The following is a 15,430-nucleotide window of genomic DNA, read 5'->3' as shown; positions in this document are numbered from 1 at the left end:
AAAATGGAACAATCATTTAAAGGTGTTGATTCCAAAAACCTCTTTCGTGAATACCAAAAGACGCAGTCGCAAGAAATCCGCGATGAGCTCTTTAAGCGTCACCTTTATATCGCAGAGATCCTTTCAAAGAAGTATATCAATAAAGGCATAGAATACGAGGACATCTATCAAGTAGCTTCCTTAGGACTGCTTTTTGCAGTACAGCGCTTTGATGTCGAAAAAGGCTTCGAATTTACGAGCTTTGCTACGCCTACCATCGTCGGTGAGATTAAAAAATACTTCCGAGATAAGGGGTGGACCATTCGTGTCCCACGACGCATTCAAGAGCTTTCAAAGAAAGTATCGCTTGCGAAAGACAAGCTCTACCGAGAACTAAACCGTCCTCCACTCGTTTCAGATATTGCAAGTTATCTCGATGTCACAGAAGAAGCTGTCATTGAAGCCATGGAAGCTTCAAAGGTCTACACACCGAAGAGCTTAGATATCGAAATTGAATCATCTAGCGACGACAAAAACGTTCGCTTGATGGACATCATTGGTGAAGACGACAAGGTTTTTGAATCAATCAACAATCAGGACTTCATCATGTACATGATGAAAAAGCTCAATCCCATGGAAAGAAAAATAATCTACGATCGATTCTTCGAAGAGAAGACGCAAATTGCCGTCGCCGAAGAATTAAACGTATCGCAGATGACGATCTCTCGACTCGAAAAGAAAATACTCTATAAGTTCAAGAAGGAATTCCTAAAACTGAACGAAGCGTAAACGGAAGAGATCAATCTAGTTAAAAGGTGGTTAAAGGTTCGTAAGGAGACTTTCATTTGAAGATCTCTTGGGTTACTATAGTTTACGTAGTGACAACCTCCATCAAAACCTTTTAGAATGAAAAGCACCTGCCTAACTAGGCAGGTGTTTTACGTTAAGGAGATCTATGATTTTATTTTTAGGTGACAGTCTCACGAGAGGGGATCTCTCTTATCAGTTTGTCGATCTCGTAGAGACGAAAGAAGAAAAGGTCAACCGAGGTCAAAATGGAGATACCGTTCTTCATGGCTTTAAAAGGCTAAGCCAGTATGAAAGAAAGCACATCGATTACCTCGTCGTAGAATTAGGTTTTAATGATCTCTATTTTAGAAGCCAAGGCCTTGGGACCATTTTTGAACTTCTAAAAGAAGAAGACTTTGAAGAAGTCTTCCTCGATCGCTTAAAGGACTACAAAGGAAGACTCATGCTCTTTACGCTTCCCTTTACACCACTCGTGGATACTTCTATCCCATCAGAAAGTATTCGTAGAGTTGCAAGAAAACTCGATGCAGAACTCATCGATCTCTACGAGATGGAAAAGGAGCTCTACGAAAAAGGCATCCCCTATACGGTCGATGGCGTCCATCTAACGAAAGCCATGGCAGAAAGGGTAGCGAGTGAGATTTCAGAGCGCTTAGAGAAGGCCTCTATGGATCACACGCTCTAAGTTTAAATCTTTGGTAAAAAGAAGTAGATCGGGAAGGTATCCTTCCTTGACCTCGCCCAGCTTCATCTGAAGTCTTTGAGCGGGGTTTTTTGTTACAAAGGGTAGGGCTTCTGAGAGAGGAAGTCCTAAATTTACGAGGATCCTTAAAGCACTTAGTAGCCCCGTGGGCTTTGCGTAAGTGTATCCGATGCACTCTCCCTCTTCGTTAAAGCGTGCGATTGAACCATAGGCGTCCGTAGAAAGAGTCAGTGAGGGGAACGTCGTAGGATCAAAGATTTGAAGGACGTTTCTTAAGAGTTCTTCTAGTGCTTTCGGGTCGTCATCCGTGGAGATATCGATGTTTCCACCGCACTTTATGAGATCTAATCCCGCGGTTAATAATTCGGTGTTTCTTCCCATGTGTGTCGGTAAGAAGTGCTTTACGTAGCGTTTATCGATCTCAGCGATCTTTAGGAGGTCGTCAATTTTCTTCTCCTCATCCCCTAGATGGAGTGTTAAAAGGCCAGCTTTACCAGAGAGCATCGAACCTAGACGCACTTCTGCCACGAGCTTAAAGAGCTCTTCAAAGGTCATTTTACTGTCGCGGTGATCACTTATAGCGATCTTACAGCCGACACAGTCTTTTATGAGACAGAGGTCTCTTTCGACACTTCCTGTTAACGTCTTTGAAGGGTAGGAGTAACTACCTGTTAGAAAGAAACTTCTCATGCCTTCTGCATTTAAGGCTTCACTCTTAGCGAGGAGATTTTCTAAGCTTCTCGTGATGGAGTCCGTTCCTAGGAGTCCAAGGACAGTCGTTGTTCCAGCTTCTAGAAATTCTCTCGTTTCACTTTCTTTTACGCGAGATGCAAAACCTCTCTCTCCACCGCCTCCCGTAATATGTACGTGTAGGTCGATAAAGCCAGGCGTAAGGATCAAATCACTTCCATCGATTACTTGAACACCCTCGCTCGGTGTCAAAGTTATTTCTTCCGTCGTTATTTTTTCAATCTTTGCTTCGCTTAAAAGAAGATTTCTTCTTCCCAGGTGTTCTGGAGCGTAGACATCGACATTTTTAATGATTGTAAGCATTTTTACCTCCTTCAAGGGTAGTCTAGCATAAGACAAACGGTTTGATATAATATTTAGTAAAAGGAGGTCATGATGGATTACAGACAGTTAGAGTCATTCGTTGCGATCGTGAATTTTGAGAGCTTTTCTGATGCAGCAAAGAGCCTCTATTTAGCACAACCTACCATATCGAACCACCTAAAGAGTTTAGAAGATGAGTTGCATGTCGTCTTGATTCAAAGGAATAGCTGGGGAATCCAGCTGACAGAAGAGGGAAGACTGCTTTACGACTACGCAAAAGAAGTGTTAGAGAAAAAGAAGACACTCGTCAATGAAATAAACAAGAATAGGGTGAATCTAAAGGGTCAAATTGAAATTCATGCATCGAGTATTCCTGAAATGTACCTCATTCCAGAGATCGTGGCAAGATTCAAAAAGCTTGAACCTGAGATCACCTTTAGCTTAAGGCATTCTGACAGTCAGGAAGTCATTGAGATGCTAAAGAGCGATGAGATCACTTTCGGCTTTACTGGCGTGAAAGAGTCCCACTCAGATCTCTCTTACACTGAAATTTCGAGGGATGAGATTCTCTTTCTAGGGCCTTCCAACGAAGAACGTAACAGTGTGACTCTTCAGGAATTTCAAACCCTTCCACTCATATTACGTGAAGAGGGAAGTGGTCATCGCACGGCCGTTGAGTCGATCTTAAATCGCGAGAGAGTCTCTTTAGAAAGTGGTAATGTGACCTGTCGCTGTGAGAATGCTACAGCTATTAAAGAGATGGTGAAGCACGGTCTAGGTTATAGCTTTTTATCAAAAATTGCCGTACAAGATGAATTGGAAAAAGGCACCCTAAAAGCCATACAAATTGAAAATTTGAAGTTTACAAGGAGCTTCTACTTCGTCTACAATAAGAAGAAAGAGTTTTCAGTGCTTGAAAGACGCTTCCAGGATTTTGTCCTCTCTATGGGAGAAATCAAATGAAGGGCCTTTTAAGGGGAAGAGGAAAGATCGGTCTTCTCTTGATCGTCGCTTCCTTTCTCGTATCCCTCGCGCTTTCACCCTTTATAGGAAAAAAGATCGCCCTCGCTGTCTTCTTTCTCGGTGCAGGCGTACTACAGTGGGTATTACTTAGATCACTCCCTCTTTCGACACCTGAAAAAGTGTACATCGATCCCGTGAGTGGTACGAGAACAAAGTTTAAAAACCTCGATACGATCCTTTGGATTCCGCTTCGCTATATAGGTTTTATCTTAACCCTCATAGGAATCGTTATGATCTTTTCAATATTTAAATAAGGAGAAACAATGGAAAGAAAAATTACAACCGTTTGGTCTAGCTACAAAAAGACCGACTACGACAAGCTTGAAAAGTTATCCAAGGAATATATCCGCTTCTTATCTGATGCAAAGACAGAGCGTGAATTCGTCAAAGAGACGATTGCACTCGTAGAGAAGAAGGGCTTTAAGAACATCCACGACATGAAAGAGCTAAAGCCAGGAGATAAGGTCTATTCTGTAAACATGGATAAGAACGTCTTCCTCTTTGTCATGGGTAAAGAGCCACTCGAAAAGGGAATGAACCTCCTCGGTGCTCACATCGATTCACCTCGCTTAGACTTAAAGCAAAATCCTCTCTATGAATCAAATGAACTCGCTCTTCTTGAAACACACTACTACGGTGGTGTAAAGAAGTATCAATGGGTTGCAATGCCTCTTGCTATGCACGGTGTCGTCTTTAAAGAAGATGGTACGAGAATCGACATCTCGATCGGTGAGGACGAAAACGATCCTGTGATCGGTATCAGCGACCTCCTTCCACACCTTGCAAAGGATCAGATGGCAAAAAATATGCGTGAAGGTGTGACAGGTGAGGACTTAAATATTCTCATCGGGTCACGTCCACTCGCTCAAGAGAAGGATGAGGAAGTTAAAAACGCCATTAAAAAGAACATCCTAAACATCCTTGAAACGAAGTACAACATCGACGAAGAAGACTTCGTGAGTGCTGAAATTGAAGTCGTTCCTGCAGGAAAAGCTCGCGACTACGGTTTAGATCGCTCCATGATCATTGGCTACGGTCACGACGACAGAGTCTGTGCTTATGCATCACTCGTAGCACTTTTAGATGTGAAAGCTCCAAAGCGCACCATCGGATGCATTCTCGTAGATAAGGAAGAAGTCGGTAGCTACGGTGCAACCGGTATGCACTCAAGAGCTTTTGAAAATACAGTCTATGAGCTTCTAGAAAAAATGGGCAAAGAGGACGATAAGTCGAGAAGAGATGCCATCACAAATTCCATGATGCTTTCTTCAGACGTTTCAGCAGCCTTTGACCCCAACTATCCTTCTGTAAATGAAGATAAAAACACGGCCTTCTTTAACCGTGGACTATGCATTAATAAGTACACAGGTGCTGGTGGTAAGAGTGGATGTAACGATGCGAACCCAGAGTTCATCGCTAAGATTCGCTCTGTATTCAACAAGAACAACGTCCACTGGCAAACGGGTGAACTAGGAAAGGTCGACCAAGGCGGTGGCGGTACGATCGCTTACATCATGGGAAACATGGGTATGCAGGTGATTGACGCCGGTGTAGCAGTTCAAAACATGCATGCACCTTGGGAAGTGATCAGTAAAGCCGACCTGTATGAAGCCTTCAAAGGATATAAGGCCTTTGTAGAGGAGATGGAATAAGTCGTCTTTAAGACGACTTTTCTTTTTAAGAAGAGGTGCATTTGAGATTATTACTTGCAGAAGATGAAAAAGAATTAAATCGTGCACTCGTCCACATGCTAAAGCATGAGCATTATGAGGTCGACAGTGTCTTTGACGGAGAAGATGCGCTAGATTACGCCCTTTCAGCCGAATACGAGGTGATGATCTTCGATGTCATGATGCCAAAAAGAGATGGCATATCCGTCCTAAAAGAGATTCGAAAGCAGGGTATCCATACGCCTGTACTTCTTCTTACAGCTAAGAGTCAGGTGGATGATCGCATCACAGGACTCGATGCAGGAGCAGACGATTATCTCTGTAAACCCTTCGATCGAGGTGAGCTCTTTGCAAGACTTCGAGCCCTTGCGAGAAGAAAGAGTGAGATTCAAGAAGAGGGACTTCACTTTCACGACCTCTCACTCGATCAAAAGAGTGCCTCCATCATGGGACCCAAAGGTAGCGTACAGCTTACGAATAAAGAGTTTCAGTTACTAGAACTCTTCATGAAAAATCAAGGGATCTTCTTTAGCAGTGAAACGCTTCTAGAGCGCATCTGGGGCTTTGATTCTGAAAGTTCCATTGCCGTCGTATGGACACACATCTCATTTCTTAGAAAACGCTTTGAAGCCATAGGAAGTGAAGTCGTCATCGTCGCCAACCGAGGCATCGGTTATCGTTTAGGTACAAAGAATGATTAAAAAGATTCGAACCCAGTTCTTCTTGATATCGATGCTACTCATGGGTCTTGTCATCCTCATGGTCATCTTTACCATTAACGTCTTAAACCGCCAGGAGATTGAACGAAATGCTGACAGTATGCTTCAGTACATTGCATCGAATGGTGGAACACTAGATCGAATGGACTATGGGCGGATCCCCTCTGGTCCTAGCACTCCCTCAAGCATGCCAGAGAGGTATTTCACGATCTTTTATAACGACGTGGGAATGCTCCTTGCAAAGAACGTAAAGCGGGCGAGTGGACTCGAATTTGAAGATCTACAAAATCTAGTGAATGAAGTGAGAAATCAAAAGACATCGATGGGGCACATCGGAGACTTTAAATTTATCGTCACGTCGAAAAACGCCATGCACATGGCGGTCTTCATCGACATCTCTCCGAACATCCGCGCCATCAACCGACTGAGTACCATCAGTCTCTATGTAGCATTCATTAGTCTTTTAGTCATAGGACTCATCCTCTGGTTCCTCTCGGGACTCATTGTAAAGCCTCATGAAGAGAGCTTAAAGAAGGAAAAGAGATTCATATCCGATGCTTCGCATGAGATTAAGACACCGCTTTCAATCATCCTTGCGGATGCAGACATCCTAGAGATGGAATATGGCCCCACTGACTGGACCGATAGCATTAAAAATCAGACGAAGCGCCTCGATGAACTCGTAAAAGATCTGCTCTTTTTATCGAGACTCGAAGAGCGAAAGCTCGAAAGAGTTCCCGTCGATGCTGAGGCTCTGCTTCAAAGGACGATTCAAAGCTTTGCTGCACTCGAAAAGCTATCACACCATGAATTTAAGCTAGAATCTGTAGAAAAAGCTATGATCGATACGAACCCCACCGATTTAGAACGCGTCTACAGCGTACTCATTGATAATGCCATGAAGTATGCAAAACCCGATACCCCGATAACCATTGAACTAAAGGAGACGGGAAGAGGGTATCGCTTTTCGATCGCAAACGAAGCGATTCTAGAGGATTCGAAGAATCAGAATCAGTACTTTGAACGCTTTTATCGTGGAGATCAATCGAGAAACTCGGAAAAACAAGGCTATGGATTAGGGCTTTCGATTTTATATGAGATTGCAAAAAAGAATAAATGGACCATAAAGCCTCAAATTACAAGCGATCAATTTAAAATCGAACTGGAGTGGAAAAAATCTACGCATTTTTAGTTCATTTAAAGTGAACCCCTTATCCTTAAGCTACAGACCTCCGGGTAATGCTGTGAGTTTCCTTTCCTTCCTGTAAATGTTTTGCATTATCCTTTAAGGAGTTCTTTATAGATATTCAGCGCTAAGCGCTGAATTTTTTTTACCATTTTTTGTACTCCTGTGATACAATACCTAAAGATTGTTTGAAAGGAGTCTTATGGAATCATTAAAAAAAGAACTGAGACAATACTTTCTTGCGGAAAGAAGAGAGTTTTATAGCAATAAAGAAGCCTTTGACGACGCCAACGAAAGCATCCTTTCTCGCGTACTAAAAGAAGAGCATATAAAGAAAGCGAAAACGATCTTCTGCTTCGTAAGCTTTAAGGATGAAGTAGAGACCCACAAGCTCATCGATGAGCTATTAAAAGAGGGAAAGCGCGTCTTCGTACCGTACATAAAATCAAAAGGCGAACCGATGAGGCAGGCGGAGATCAAAAGTCTTAGTGACCTCAGACTTGGTTATTACGACATCTTAACTGTATCCGATGAAGCGACCATGACGGATGAAGAAGTCGATGTCGTCATCACACCAGGCGTTGCCTTTAGTGTCGATGGTTATCGCATCGGTTACGGTGGAGGCTACTACGATGAGTATCTAAAGGGGAAGAGGAGCTACCGCATCGGTATCTGCTTTGACCTACAGCTCATCTGTTCCTTCCCGAAGGAAGACCACGACCTACCAGTCGATAAGCTCATCACGGAGAAGCGTGAGATTGAATTCATCGACATGAGCTATGGAACTGCTATATAAAAAGCCACAGATCTTTTGATCTGTGGCTTCCTTTTTATTACTTATTTATTTGTATGCTCTGAAGCACCATTCTTTTCAGTAATAGCAGCTTGTGCAGCAGCTAGACGTGCAATCGGTACACGGTATGGTGAGCAGGATACATAGCTAAGACCTACGCGATGGCAGAAGTCGATTGTCTTTGGATCTCCACCGTGCTCTCCGCAGATACCGAGCTTAATGTTTGGACGTGTCTTTTTACCAAGCTCTACAGCTGTTTGAACGAGCTTACCAACACCAACTTGGTCGATCGTTACGAATGGATCTTCTTCAAAGATACCGCGTTCGAGGTAGTCTTTGATGAACTTACCAGCGTCGTCACGGCTAAAGCCATACGTCATCTGTGTAAGGTCGTTTGTACCAAAGCTGAAGAATTCAGCGCTCTTAGCGATTTCATCGGCTGTGAGAGCTCCTCTTGGTACTTCGATCATCGTTCCGAACATGTATTTGAGTTCAACGCCACTCTCTTGGATGAGTGTATCAGCCGTCTTACGAACGACTTCTTCAACGAAGGTGAGCTCATTTTGCTCGCCTACGAGTGGAATCATGATCTCTGGATGAACGTCGATGCCCTTTTCCTTCTTCACTTGAATAGCAGCTTCGATGATAGCTCTCGTCTGCATTTCAGCAATTTCTGGATACGTTACAGCAAGACGAACACCGCGGTGACCGAGCATTGGGTTGAATTCGTGTAGATTATCTACTGCATCTCTTAACTCTTCGAAGGAGAGGTTCATGGTCTTTGCAAGATCGCGAATCTCTTCATCGGTGTGAGGTAGGAACTCATGAAGTGGTGGGTCGAGGAGACGAATCGTAACCGGTCTATTCTCCATAGCTTCAAAGATTCCAACGAAGTCTTCCTTTTGGAAAGGTAGGATCTTATCGAGTGCATGTTTTCTTTCTTCAACAGTTCTGGAAACGATCATCTCACGAACAGCTGCGATACGGCTTTCTTCGAAGAACATGTGCTCTGTTCTTGTAAGACCGATACCTTGTGCACCGAACTTCACAGCTTGGAGCGCATCCTTTGGTGTATCAGCGTTGGTGCGAACCATGAGTTTTCTAGCTTCGTCAGCCCAGCCCATGAGTGTTCCAAAGTGACCGCTTAATTCTGGTTCTACGGTCTTAATGATGCCTTCGTAGACATTACCTGTTGAACCGTCTAAGCTGATCTCATCTCCTTCGTGGAAGGTCTTTCCATGAAGTGTAAAGGTCTTTGTCTCTTCGTGAACAGCAAGTGCATCGACACCAGCGACACAGCACTTACCCATACCACGTGCAACAACGGCAGCGTGAGATGTACGTCCACCGCGAGCTGTTAGAATACCTTGAGCACTGACCATACCTTCGATATCTTCTGGAGATGTCTCTAGACGAACGAGGATGACCTTTTCTCCCTTTTCAGCAGCTTCTACTGCAGCATCTGCTGTAAAGTAAACCTTACCTGTTGCAGCTCCTGGGCTTGCAGCAAGTCCTTTAGCAATTGGTGTATGGCTAGCGAGTGAAGCCTTATCGAAAGCTGGGTGTAAGAGCTGGTCGAGTTGACTTGGCTCAATACGCATAATCGCTTCTTCTTTTGTGATATGTCCTTCTTCAACCATCTCTACAGCTACGCGAAGAGCAGCTTGTGCTGTACGCTTACCGTTACGAGTTTGGAGCATGTAGAGCTTGCCCTTTTCAATGGTAAACTCGATATCTTGCATGTCGTGGTAGTGGTTTTCAAGAAGTGTAGAGATCTCTACGAATTGTTGGTAAATTTCTGGATTTACATCTTTTAAGTGATCGATCGTCTGAGGTGTACGGATACCAGCAACGACGTCTTCACCTTGAGCATTCATGAGGAACTCACCGAGCATCTTCTTTTCACCTGTAGCAGGGTCACGTGTAAAGGCAACACCTGTACCACAGTCGTCACCCATGTTTCCGAATACCATGGATTGGATGTTTACGGCTGTTCCTAGGTTATGAGGAATGCCATTCATATTTCTATAGACGATAGCACGGTCGTTGTTCCAAGAACGGAAAACAGCTGTAACGGCTTCGATGAGTTGCTCGTCTGCATCTTGTGGGAAGTCTTTTCCTTGAGCTTCCTTGTAGATGGACTTAAAGCGCTCTACGACGTCTTTCATATCGTCTGCTGTGAGGTCTGTATCAAATTTAACGCCTTTTTCAGCCTTCATCTCGTCGAGTACTCTTTCGAAGTGGCTCTTTGGAATTTCCATGACGACGTCGCTGAACATTTGGATAAAGCGGCGATAACTATCTAGTACGAAGCGTGGATTATTTGTTTCTTTAATGAGTGTTTCAACGACGCGGTCATTAAGTCCCAGGTTCAGCACGGTATCCATCATACCAGGCATGCTGAATTTAGCACCAGAACGTACGGAAACGAGCAAAGGATTGTGATCTGATCCGAAGTTCTTTCCTGTGGTCTCTTCTAATTCTTTTAATTTTGCAAAGATTTCTTCTCTAAGTTCAGGCCAAATTTGCTTGCCCTTCTCATAGTATTCATTACATGCTTCTGTCGTAACAGTAAATCCTTGCGGAACAGGAAGGCCGATGTTTGTCATCTCTGCTAGGTTAGCACCCTTGCCACCTAGGAGATCCTTCATGTTCTTGTCCCCTTCTTTGAAGGAGTAAACGTATTTTTTCATATCTCATTTCCTTTCTAAAAAAAACACTTACTTGATCGCGTTCACCCGTTATTATACCAAGAAAATCATGTAATTAACCCGTTTAAGTTGTATCATTTTTAACAAAAAAAGAAAGCGTATTACGCTTTCTTTTTAAAAGTTACGACTTTCGTCTTGTAAAAATTGTGTATCCCTAATAATTTGACCATTTTCTATGTCAAATCGGTTCATACAGAACACGCCACTTTTATCTTTCATAACGGCGATCGCTTGATTGGGACCTGATTCCTCTATCGTTACGATGTTTAGAGTATAATCGGGGTTTTTATCGTAGTAACTACGGACGAACTTGATATACTCATCCCTTCCTTGGAATTCATGCATTTGCTTTCCGTTAAAGAAAACAAACTCAATATCTGGATGGAGAAAGCTAGGATAGTTGTCCCAGTCGCGGTTTTGTTCTGTTGTGAGGAATTTTGTAATAAACTCTTTTGCTGACATTGAATCACCTCATGGACATACTAACACAAAAAAGAAACAAAGTCACCAATAATTACAAAATATTTATTAATTTACAGTCTACTTCGTTCTTTATCTAAGGGTGTCACGATAAAATCACGCTCACTTGTGATTCGTTCATCTTCGATCGTAAAATGACTCATTAAAAAGGTATCCTTGGAGTCTTTAATGATAGCGACAATCGTGTCTCCTTCTTCGCGAATATGACTTAGCGTATTAAAGGTCAGAAGTCTCTTTCCTGTTGTACTGATAAAGTGAATGTATTCGTGAATACCATGAGCTTGCGCACTCTTCGAACCGTCAAAGAGCGTCAGTGTGACCGTAGGATCTAAAAACTGTCTAAAGATCAGCTCATCTTTATTCTGTTTTGCGATAAGGAAGTCGCGTATAAACTGCTCATATTTCATTACATAATACCTCGACCCTAGTATATCATGAAAAGGGAGTACATTATCACACTTTCGTTTATCTTTTCATAAATCATTTTTGTAGCATTATAATTTATTACATAGATTAAGAAATACATGATGTTTTAATCAAAAAGTCTATTGCGAAATTAAGTCATTCACCTTACAACCAGAGCTATTTTGATTCGTGAGTAGACATTTTATGATCATTTTATAATAAGTGAGTTACTTCATTGAATACCTAAATAGAATCTATCATAGAAAACAATGTTCGTTCGGATTGTTGTAATTTTGATGCAATATGTATACACAGAAATAACGACGAGCTCTTTGTAGCAATGAATAATGGACTGATTTTTTGTAATACAACAAAAAATAATGTAATAATTGTAACCTATTGACTTCCATGTTATAAGGAGTTAAAATAAATGAAAATTGGAACAGAGTTCCAAAAGCGAAAGGAGACAAAATGATGCGTTCTAAACACAGTTGGGCAACAAAATTTACTTTGTTCTTTTTAGTTATTGCAATGCTAATGATGACAAGTGGTTGCGGTAGTAAAGATGTAACTACAGGGGAAGGTAGTACAGGCAAGGACGAAATAAAGTTTGGTCTGGCGTCAGAGCCAAATAAACTTGATCCAATGGCTATTGCTACGATGAGTACTTTCAGTGTTACATATGCGATCTATGACAATTTAGTAGAAGAAAATGAAAAAGGCGATTTTGTACCTTCTTTAGCTGAAAAAATTGATGTATCGAATGATGGTCTTACTTATACGATGGATATCAGAAAAAACGTGAAATTTCATGATGGATCCCCTCTAACAGCAGATGATGTCGTTTTTTCCATTAATCGAACAATCGAAAAGGGTTGGGCTTTTGATATGACCGCTTTTATCGATAAGGTGGAAAAAGTTGATGATTTTAAAGTAGTAATGAAGTTGAAAAGACCTTTTGGCGGTATGATGGGTAGCCTAGCTTCTCCCTATTTTTCAATTATGAGCAAAGCCTATATTGATAAGAATGGCGATGAAATTGTTGAAAGAAAACCTATGGGTACAGGTGCCTACAAGTTTGTGGAATGGCTGGCAGGAACACATATTAAGTTAGAAGCTAACGAAGAGTATTGGCAAGGTGCACCAAAGATTAAAAAAGTAACATTCCAACCAGTAACTGATAAGAACACGGGTTTGATTTCTCTACAAACAGGTTCTCTAGATGCTTATTTGAATGTTAATTACATTGACATACCTAACGTGCAAAAGGATCAAAATCTCCAATTTTCAAGTACCGAATCGGCTTCAGTTCTTTCACTAGACATGAACGTTGAGAAAACTCCACTTGATAATGTAAAGGTCCGTCAAGCAATTAACTACGCAATAAATAGGCAAAATGTTATTGATGGAGCTCTAGAAGGAATTGGAAAAGTTGCTAATTCAGCTATTCCTCCTACCGTGGCAGGTTATTCTGCAGAGACCAAGGGATTTGAGTATGACGTTGAGAAAGCCAAGTCTCTTTTATCAGAAGCAGGCTACAACGAACAAAATCCATTAAAATTAAAGCTTAAAATCAAGGAAGACGCAAAAGTTCAAAAAGTTGCTCAGGTAATTCAAAATGACCTTAAACAGGTGAATATTGAAATTGACATTGAAATCATGGAAGCTGGAAAATATTCTACTGATATCAATACCAATGGAGATTACGAATTAACTTTGATCAGCTGGACAGCAATGTTCCCAGATGCCTATTCCTTGCTTTATAGCCAATTCCATAAAGACACCTATGGAAGTACCGGAAATATCACTCACGTCGTAGATGAAAACCTTTCTAAGGCTTTGGACGACGCAGCGCAAGTGGATGATTCTAAGAAGGTTGAAGCCTATAGCAAAATTACCAAGATGCTAATTGATAATGCCTATGTAGCAAACTTAGTTTATGAGCCTACTACAATTACAGCCAATAAGGACTTATTAGGCATTGAGGCGAACTCTTTAGGAATCTATAAGATTAAACGATTTAGTTGGAAATAAGTGATCACATTGGGGGACGATTATTAAATGATTGTCCCCTGTTTTTAGAAAAGAGGCATTATGGGAAAATACATATTTCGACGATTAGGGATGATGATTTTAGTCATTATCGGGATCTCATTTATTGTCTTTACTATTATGAACTTAACACCAGGAAATCCTGCTTACTTAATTCTCGGTCAAAGTGCATCACCCGAACAGGTGGCTAAACTTGAAGCAAAGTTGGGAATTAACGATCCATTTTTTGTGCGCTATTTCCATTATATGGCAAATATGCTAAAAGGAGATTTCGGAAATTCCTATAATACTGGCTTACCAGTATTTGAAGAGATTTTTGCAAGATTTCCAACCACATTAAAGCTATCAGCAATAGCGATGTTTATAGCATCATTAATTGGAATTCCAGTTGGAGTGATTTCTGCTGTAAGGCAATACTCATTTACTGATGCGATAAGCACGACGTTAGCTTTACTTTTTGCATCGATTCCCTCTTTTGTTTTGGGGTTAGTTTTAATGTTGGTCTTTAGTTTACAACTAAGGTGGCTTCCTCCAACTGGTATTGATTCATTTAGAAACTACATATTACCCGCGGTAACGTTATCAACTATAACCATGGCCACTCTAGTCCGCATGACTAGATCGACAATGCTTGAGGTCTTAAAGCAAGATTATGTGAGAACTGCACGTGCTAAGGGAGTTGGCGAAAAATCAATTGTCTTAAAGCATGCTTTGAAAAATGCACTTCTCCCTATTGTAACGGTCATTGGAGTGGATTTTGGTTATCTGCTAGGAGGCACCGTAGTAGTAGAGTCCGTTTTTTCCATACCCGGTCTAGGTACGTTATTAATCAATGCAATCCGCATGAAGGATACTCCTACCGTTATGGCAGCAATTATGTTTGTAACACTTGCCTATAGCATTGTTAATTTACTAGTTGACTTAATATATGCCTTTATAGATCCGAGAATTAAAGCTCAGTATGAAAGGGGTTAATATGCAAACAGAACCAAAAAGTCGTGGACAATTTGCCTCTATACTGAGGCGTTTAAGAAAAAATAAGTTAGCTATGGTAGGATTGCTCGTATTGACCATACTTGGGTTATTGGCAGTTTTTGCAGATGTTATTGCTGACTATGACACTCAAGTAATTCAACAAAATACGGGGATGAGACTTCAGGGGATGTCGGCAAAACATTGGTTCGGAACGGATCAGTTCGGACGTGATGTTTTCGCCCGCATCATTCATGGAGGAAGAATTTCTCTAACAATGAGCATCATTTCGATGAGCATTGCAGTTGCTGTCGGAGCTCTAATTGGAGCAGTGGCTGGATTTTACGGTGGTAAGATCGACAATATTCTAATGCGTTTTATGGATGTTCTATTGGCAATTCCTCCTATGCTGATGTCCATTTCTATCGTGGCAGCATTGGGTCAGAGTATGGTTAACCTTTTGATTGCACTGTCTATAGCGTATATTCCTGTTTTTGCTCGAGTCATTCGCTCGTCCATATTATCAATAAAGGATCAGGAATTTGTTGAAGCAGCCAAAAGTTGCGGAACGAGCGATTTGAGAATTATTTTCAAGCATATTATTCCTAACGCGATAGGGCCAATCATCGTACAAGCTACTTTGGCTATGGGAGCAACCATTTTGATTATTTCGTCACTTAGTTTCATGGGCATGGGAGTCAAACAACCCAGTCCTGAATGGGGAACTATGCTATATGAAGGTCGAGATTATCTGAAGCAAGCACCCTATCTTGTTTTATTTCCTGGAGGTGCGATTACCACAGCGGTCATTTCTTTGAATTTAATCGGTGATGGCTTGAGAGACTCGCTTGATCCAAGGCTTAGAGGATAAAAA

At 41.6% G+C, this 15,430-nt stretch carries 15 protein-coding genes; 11 read left to right on the top strand and 4 right to left on the bottom strand.

Features of this window, described 5'->3' with window-relative positions; translation table 11 throughout:
• The first annotated feature begins 3 nt into the window (after nt 1-3).
• Nucleotides 4-768, top strand: a complete 765-nt coding sequence (locus tag ACUB3H_RS04515; protein ID WP_459129470.1) for a SigB/SigF/SigG family RNA polymerase sigma factor — start codon at nt 4-6, stop codon at nt 766-768.
• A 166-nt stretch (nt 769-934) separates the two neighbouring features.
• Complete coding sequence (locus ACUB3H_RS04510; protein WP_459129469.1) at nt 935-1,474, top strand: SGNH/GDSL hydrolase family protein; 540 nt, start codon at nt 935-937, stop codon at nt 1,472-1,474.
• Here the strand turns inward: ACUB3H_RS04510 and iadA are convergent.
• Nucleotides 1,442-2,545 (bottom strand): beta-aspartyl-peptidase, encoded by a 1,104-nt coding sequence (gene iadA / locus ACUB3H_RS04505; protein WP_459129468.1) that lies wholly within the window; start codon nt 2,543-2,545, stop codon nt 1,442-1,444. The two genes, ACUB3H_RS04510 and iadA, sit on opposite strands and share 33 nt — an antisense overlap.
• A gap of 69 nt (nt 2,546-2,614) precedes the next feature.
• On the opposite strand from iadA, the gene ACUB3H_RS04500 reads away from it, so the two are divergent.
• The 6 genes from ACUB3H_RS04500 (at nt 2,615) to ACUB3H_RS04475 (ending at nt 7,939) form a co-directional block, all read left to right on the top strand.
• Nucleotides 2,615-3,508, top strand: a complete 894-nt coding sequence (locus tag ACUB3H_RS04500) for a selenium metabolism-associated LysR family transcriptional regulator (RefSeq protein ID WP_459129467.1) — start codon at nt 2,615-2,617, stop codon at nt 3,506-3,508.
• Entirely contained in the window at nt 3,505-3,822 is a 318-nt protein-coding gene (locus tag ACUB3H_RS04495; RefSeq protein ID WP_459129466.1) for a hypothetical protein, read from the top strand. The genes ACUB3H_RS04500 and ACUB3H_RS04495 overlap by 4 nt, the downstream gene beginning before the upstream one ends.
• A 9-nt stretch (nt 3,823-3,831) precedes the next feature.
• A complete protein-coding gene (locus ACUB3H_RS04490) occupies nt 3,832-5,220 on the top strand; it encodes an aminopeptidase (RefSeq protein WP_459129465.1) in 1,389 nt (462 codons plus the stop codon).
• A gap of 35 nt (nt 5,221-5,255) precedes the next feature.
• A complete protein-coding gene (locus tag ACUB3H_RS04485; protein ID WP_459129464.1) occupies nt 5,256-5,939 on the top strand; it encodes a response regulator transcription factor in 684 nt (227 codons plus the stop codon).
• Entirely contained in the window at nt 5,932-7,149 is a 1,218-nt protein-coding gene (locus ACUB3H_RS04480) for a sensor histidine kinase (RefSeq protein WP_459129463.1), read from the top strand. The genes ACUB3H_RS04485 and ACUB3H_RS04480 overlap by 8 nt, the downstream gene beginning before the upstream one ends.
• Nucleotides 7,150-7,345: 196 nt before the next feature.
• Nucleotides 7,346-7,939: a 5-formyltetrahydrofolate cyclo-ligase gene (locus ACUB3H_RS04475; protein ID WP_459129462.1), complete on the top strand. Its 594-nt coding sequence runs from the start codon at nt 7,346-7,348 to the stop codon at nt 7,937-7,939.
• 41 nt (nt 7,940-7,980) lie between these two features.
• Here ACUB3H_RS04475 and ppdK read toward each other — a convergent pair whose 3' ends face one another.
• The 3 genes from ppdK to ACUB3H_RS04460 all read right to left on the bottom strand — a co-directional run bounded on the left by ppdK (nt 7,981) and on the right by ACUB3H_RS04460 (nt 11,534).
• Nucleotides 7,981-10,629 (bottom strand): pyruvate, phosphate dikinase, encoded by a 2,649-nt coding sequence (gene ppdK, locus ACUB3H_RS04470; RefSeq protein ID WP_459129461.1) that lies wholly within the window; start codon nt 10,627-10,629, stop codon nt 7,981-7,983.
• Nucleotides 10,630-10,761: 132 nt separating this feature from the next.
• Nucleotides 10,762-11,109, bottom strand: a complete 348-nt coding sequence (locus ACUB3H_RS04465; protein ID WP_459129460.1) for a nuclear transport factor 2 family protein — start codon at nt 11,107-11,109, stop codon at nt 10,762-10,764.
• 71 nt (nt 11,110-11,180) lie between these two features.
• Nucleotides 11,181-11,534: a nuclear transport factor 2 family protein gene (locus tag ACUB3H_RS04460; protein ID WP_459129459.1), complete on the bottom strand. Its 354-nt coding sequence runs from the start codon at nt 11,532-11,534 to the stop codon at nt 11,181-11,183.
• A 469-nt stretch (nt 11,535-12,003) separates the two neighbouring features.
• Here ACUB3H_RS04460 and ACUB3H_RS04455 point away from each other — a divergent pair, with 469 nt between their 5' ends.
• From ACUB3H_RS04455 to ACUB3H_RS04445, 3 genes are read left to right on the top strand one after another with little or no spacing between them, the layout of a single operon-like run.
• Entirely contained in the window at nt 12,004-13,566 is a 1,563-nt protein-coding gene (locus ACUB3H_RS04455; protein ID WP_459129458.1) for an ABC transporter substrate-binding protein, read from the top strand.
• 60 nt (nt 13,567-13,626) lie between these two features.
• Nucleotides 13,627-14,559: an ABC transporter permease gene (locus tag ACUB3H_RS04450; RefSeq protein ID WP_459129457.1), complete on the top strand. Its 933-nt coding sequence runs from the start codon at nt 13,627-13,629 to the stop codon at nt 14,557-14,559.
• A 1-nt stretch (nt 14,560) separates the two neighbouring features.
• Complete coding sequence (locus ACUB3H_RS04445) at nt 14,561-15,427, top strand: ABC transporter permease (protein WP_459129456.1); 867 nt, start codon at nt 14,561-14,563, stop codon at nt 15,425-15,427.
• The last annotated feature ends 3 nt before the right edge of the window (nt 15,428-15,430 follow it).

The sequence above is a fragment of the Guggenheimella bovis genome, assembly GCF_054492335.1.
The sequence above is the reverse complement of the archived record's forward strand: the minus strand, read 5'-3'. Positions and strand labels throughout refer to the sequence as shown.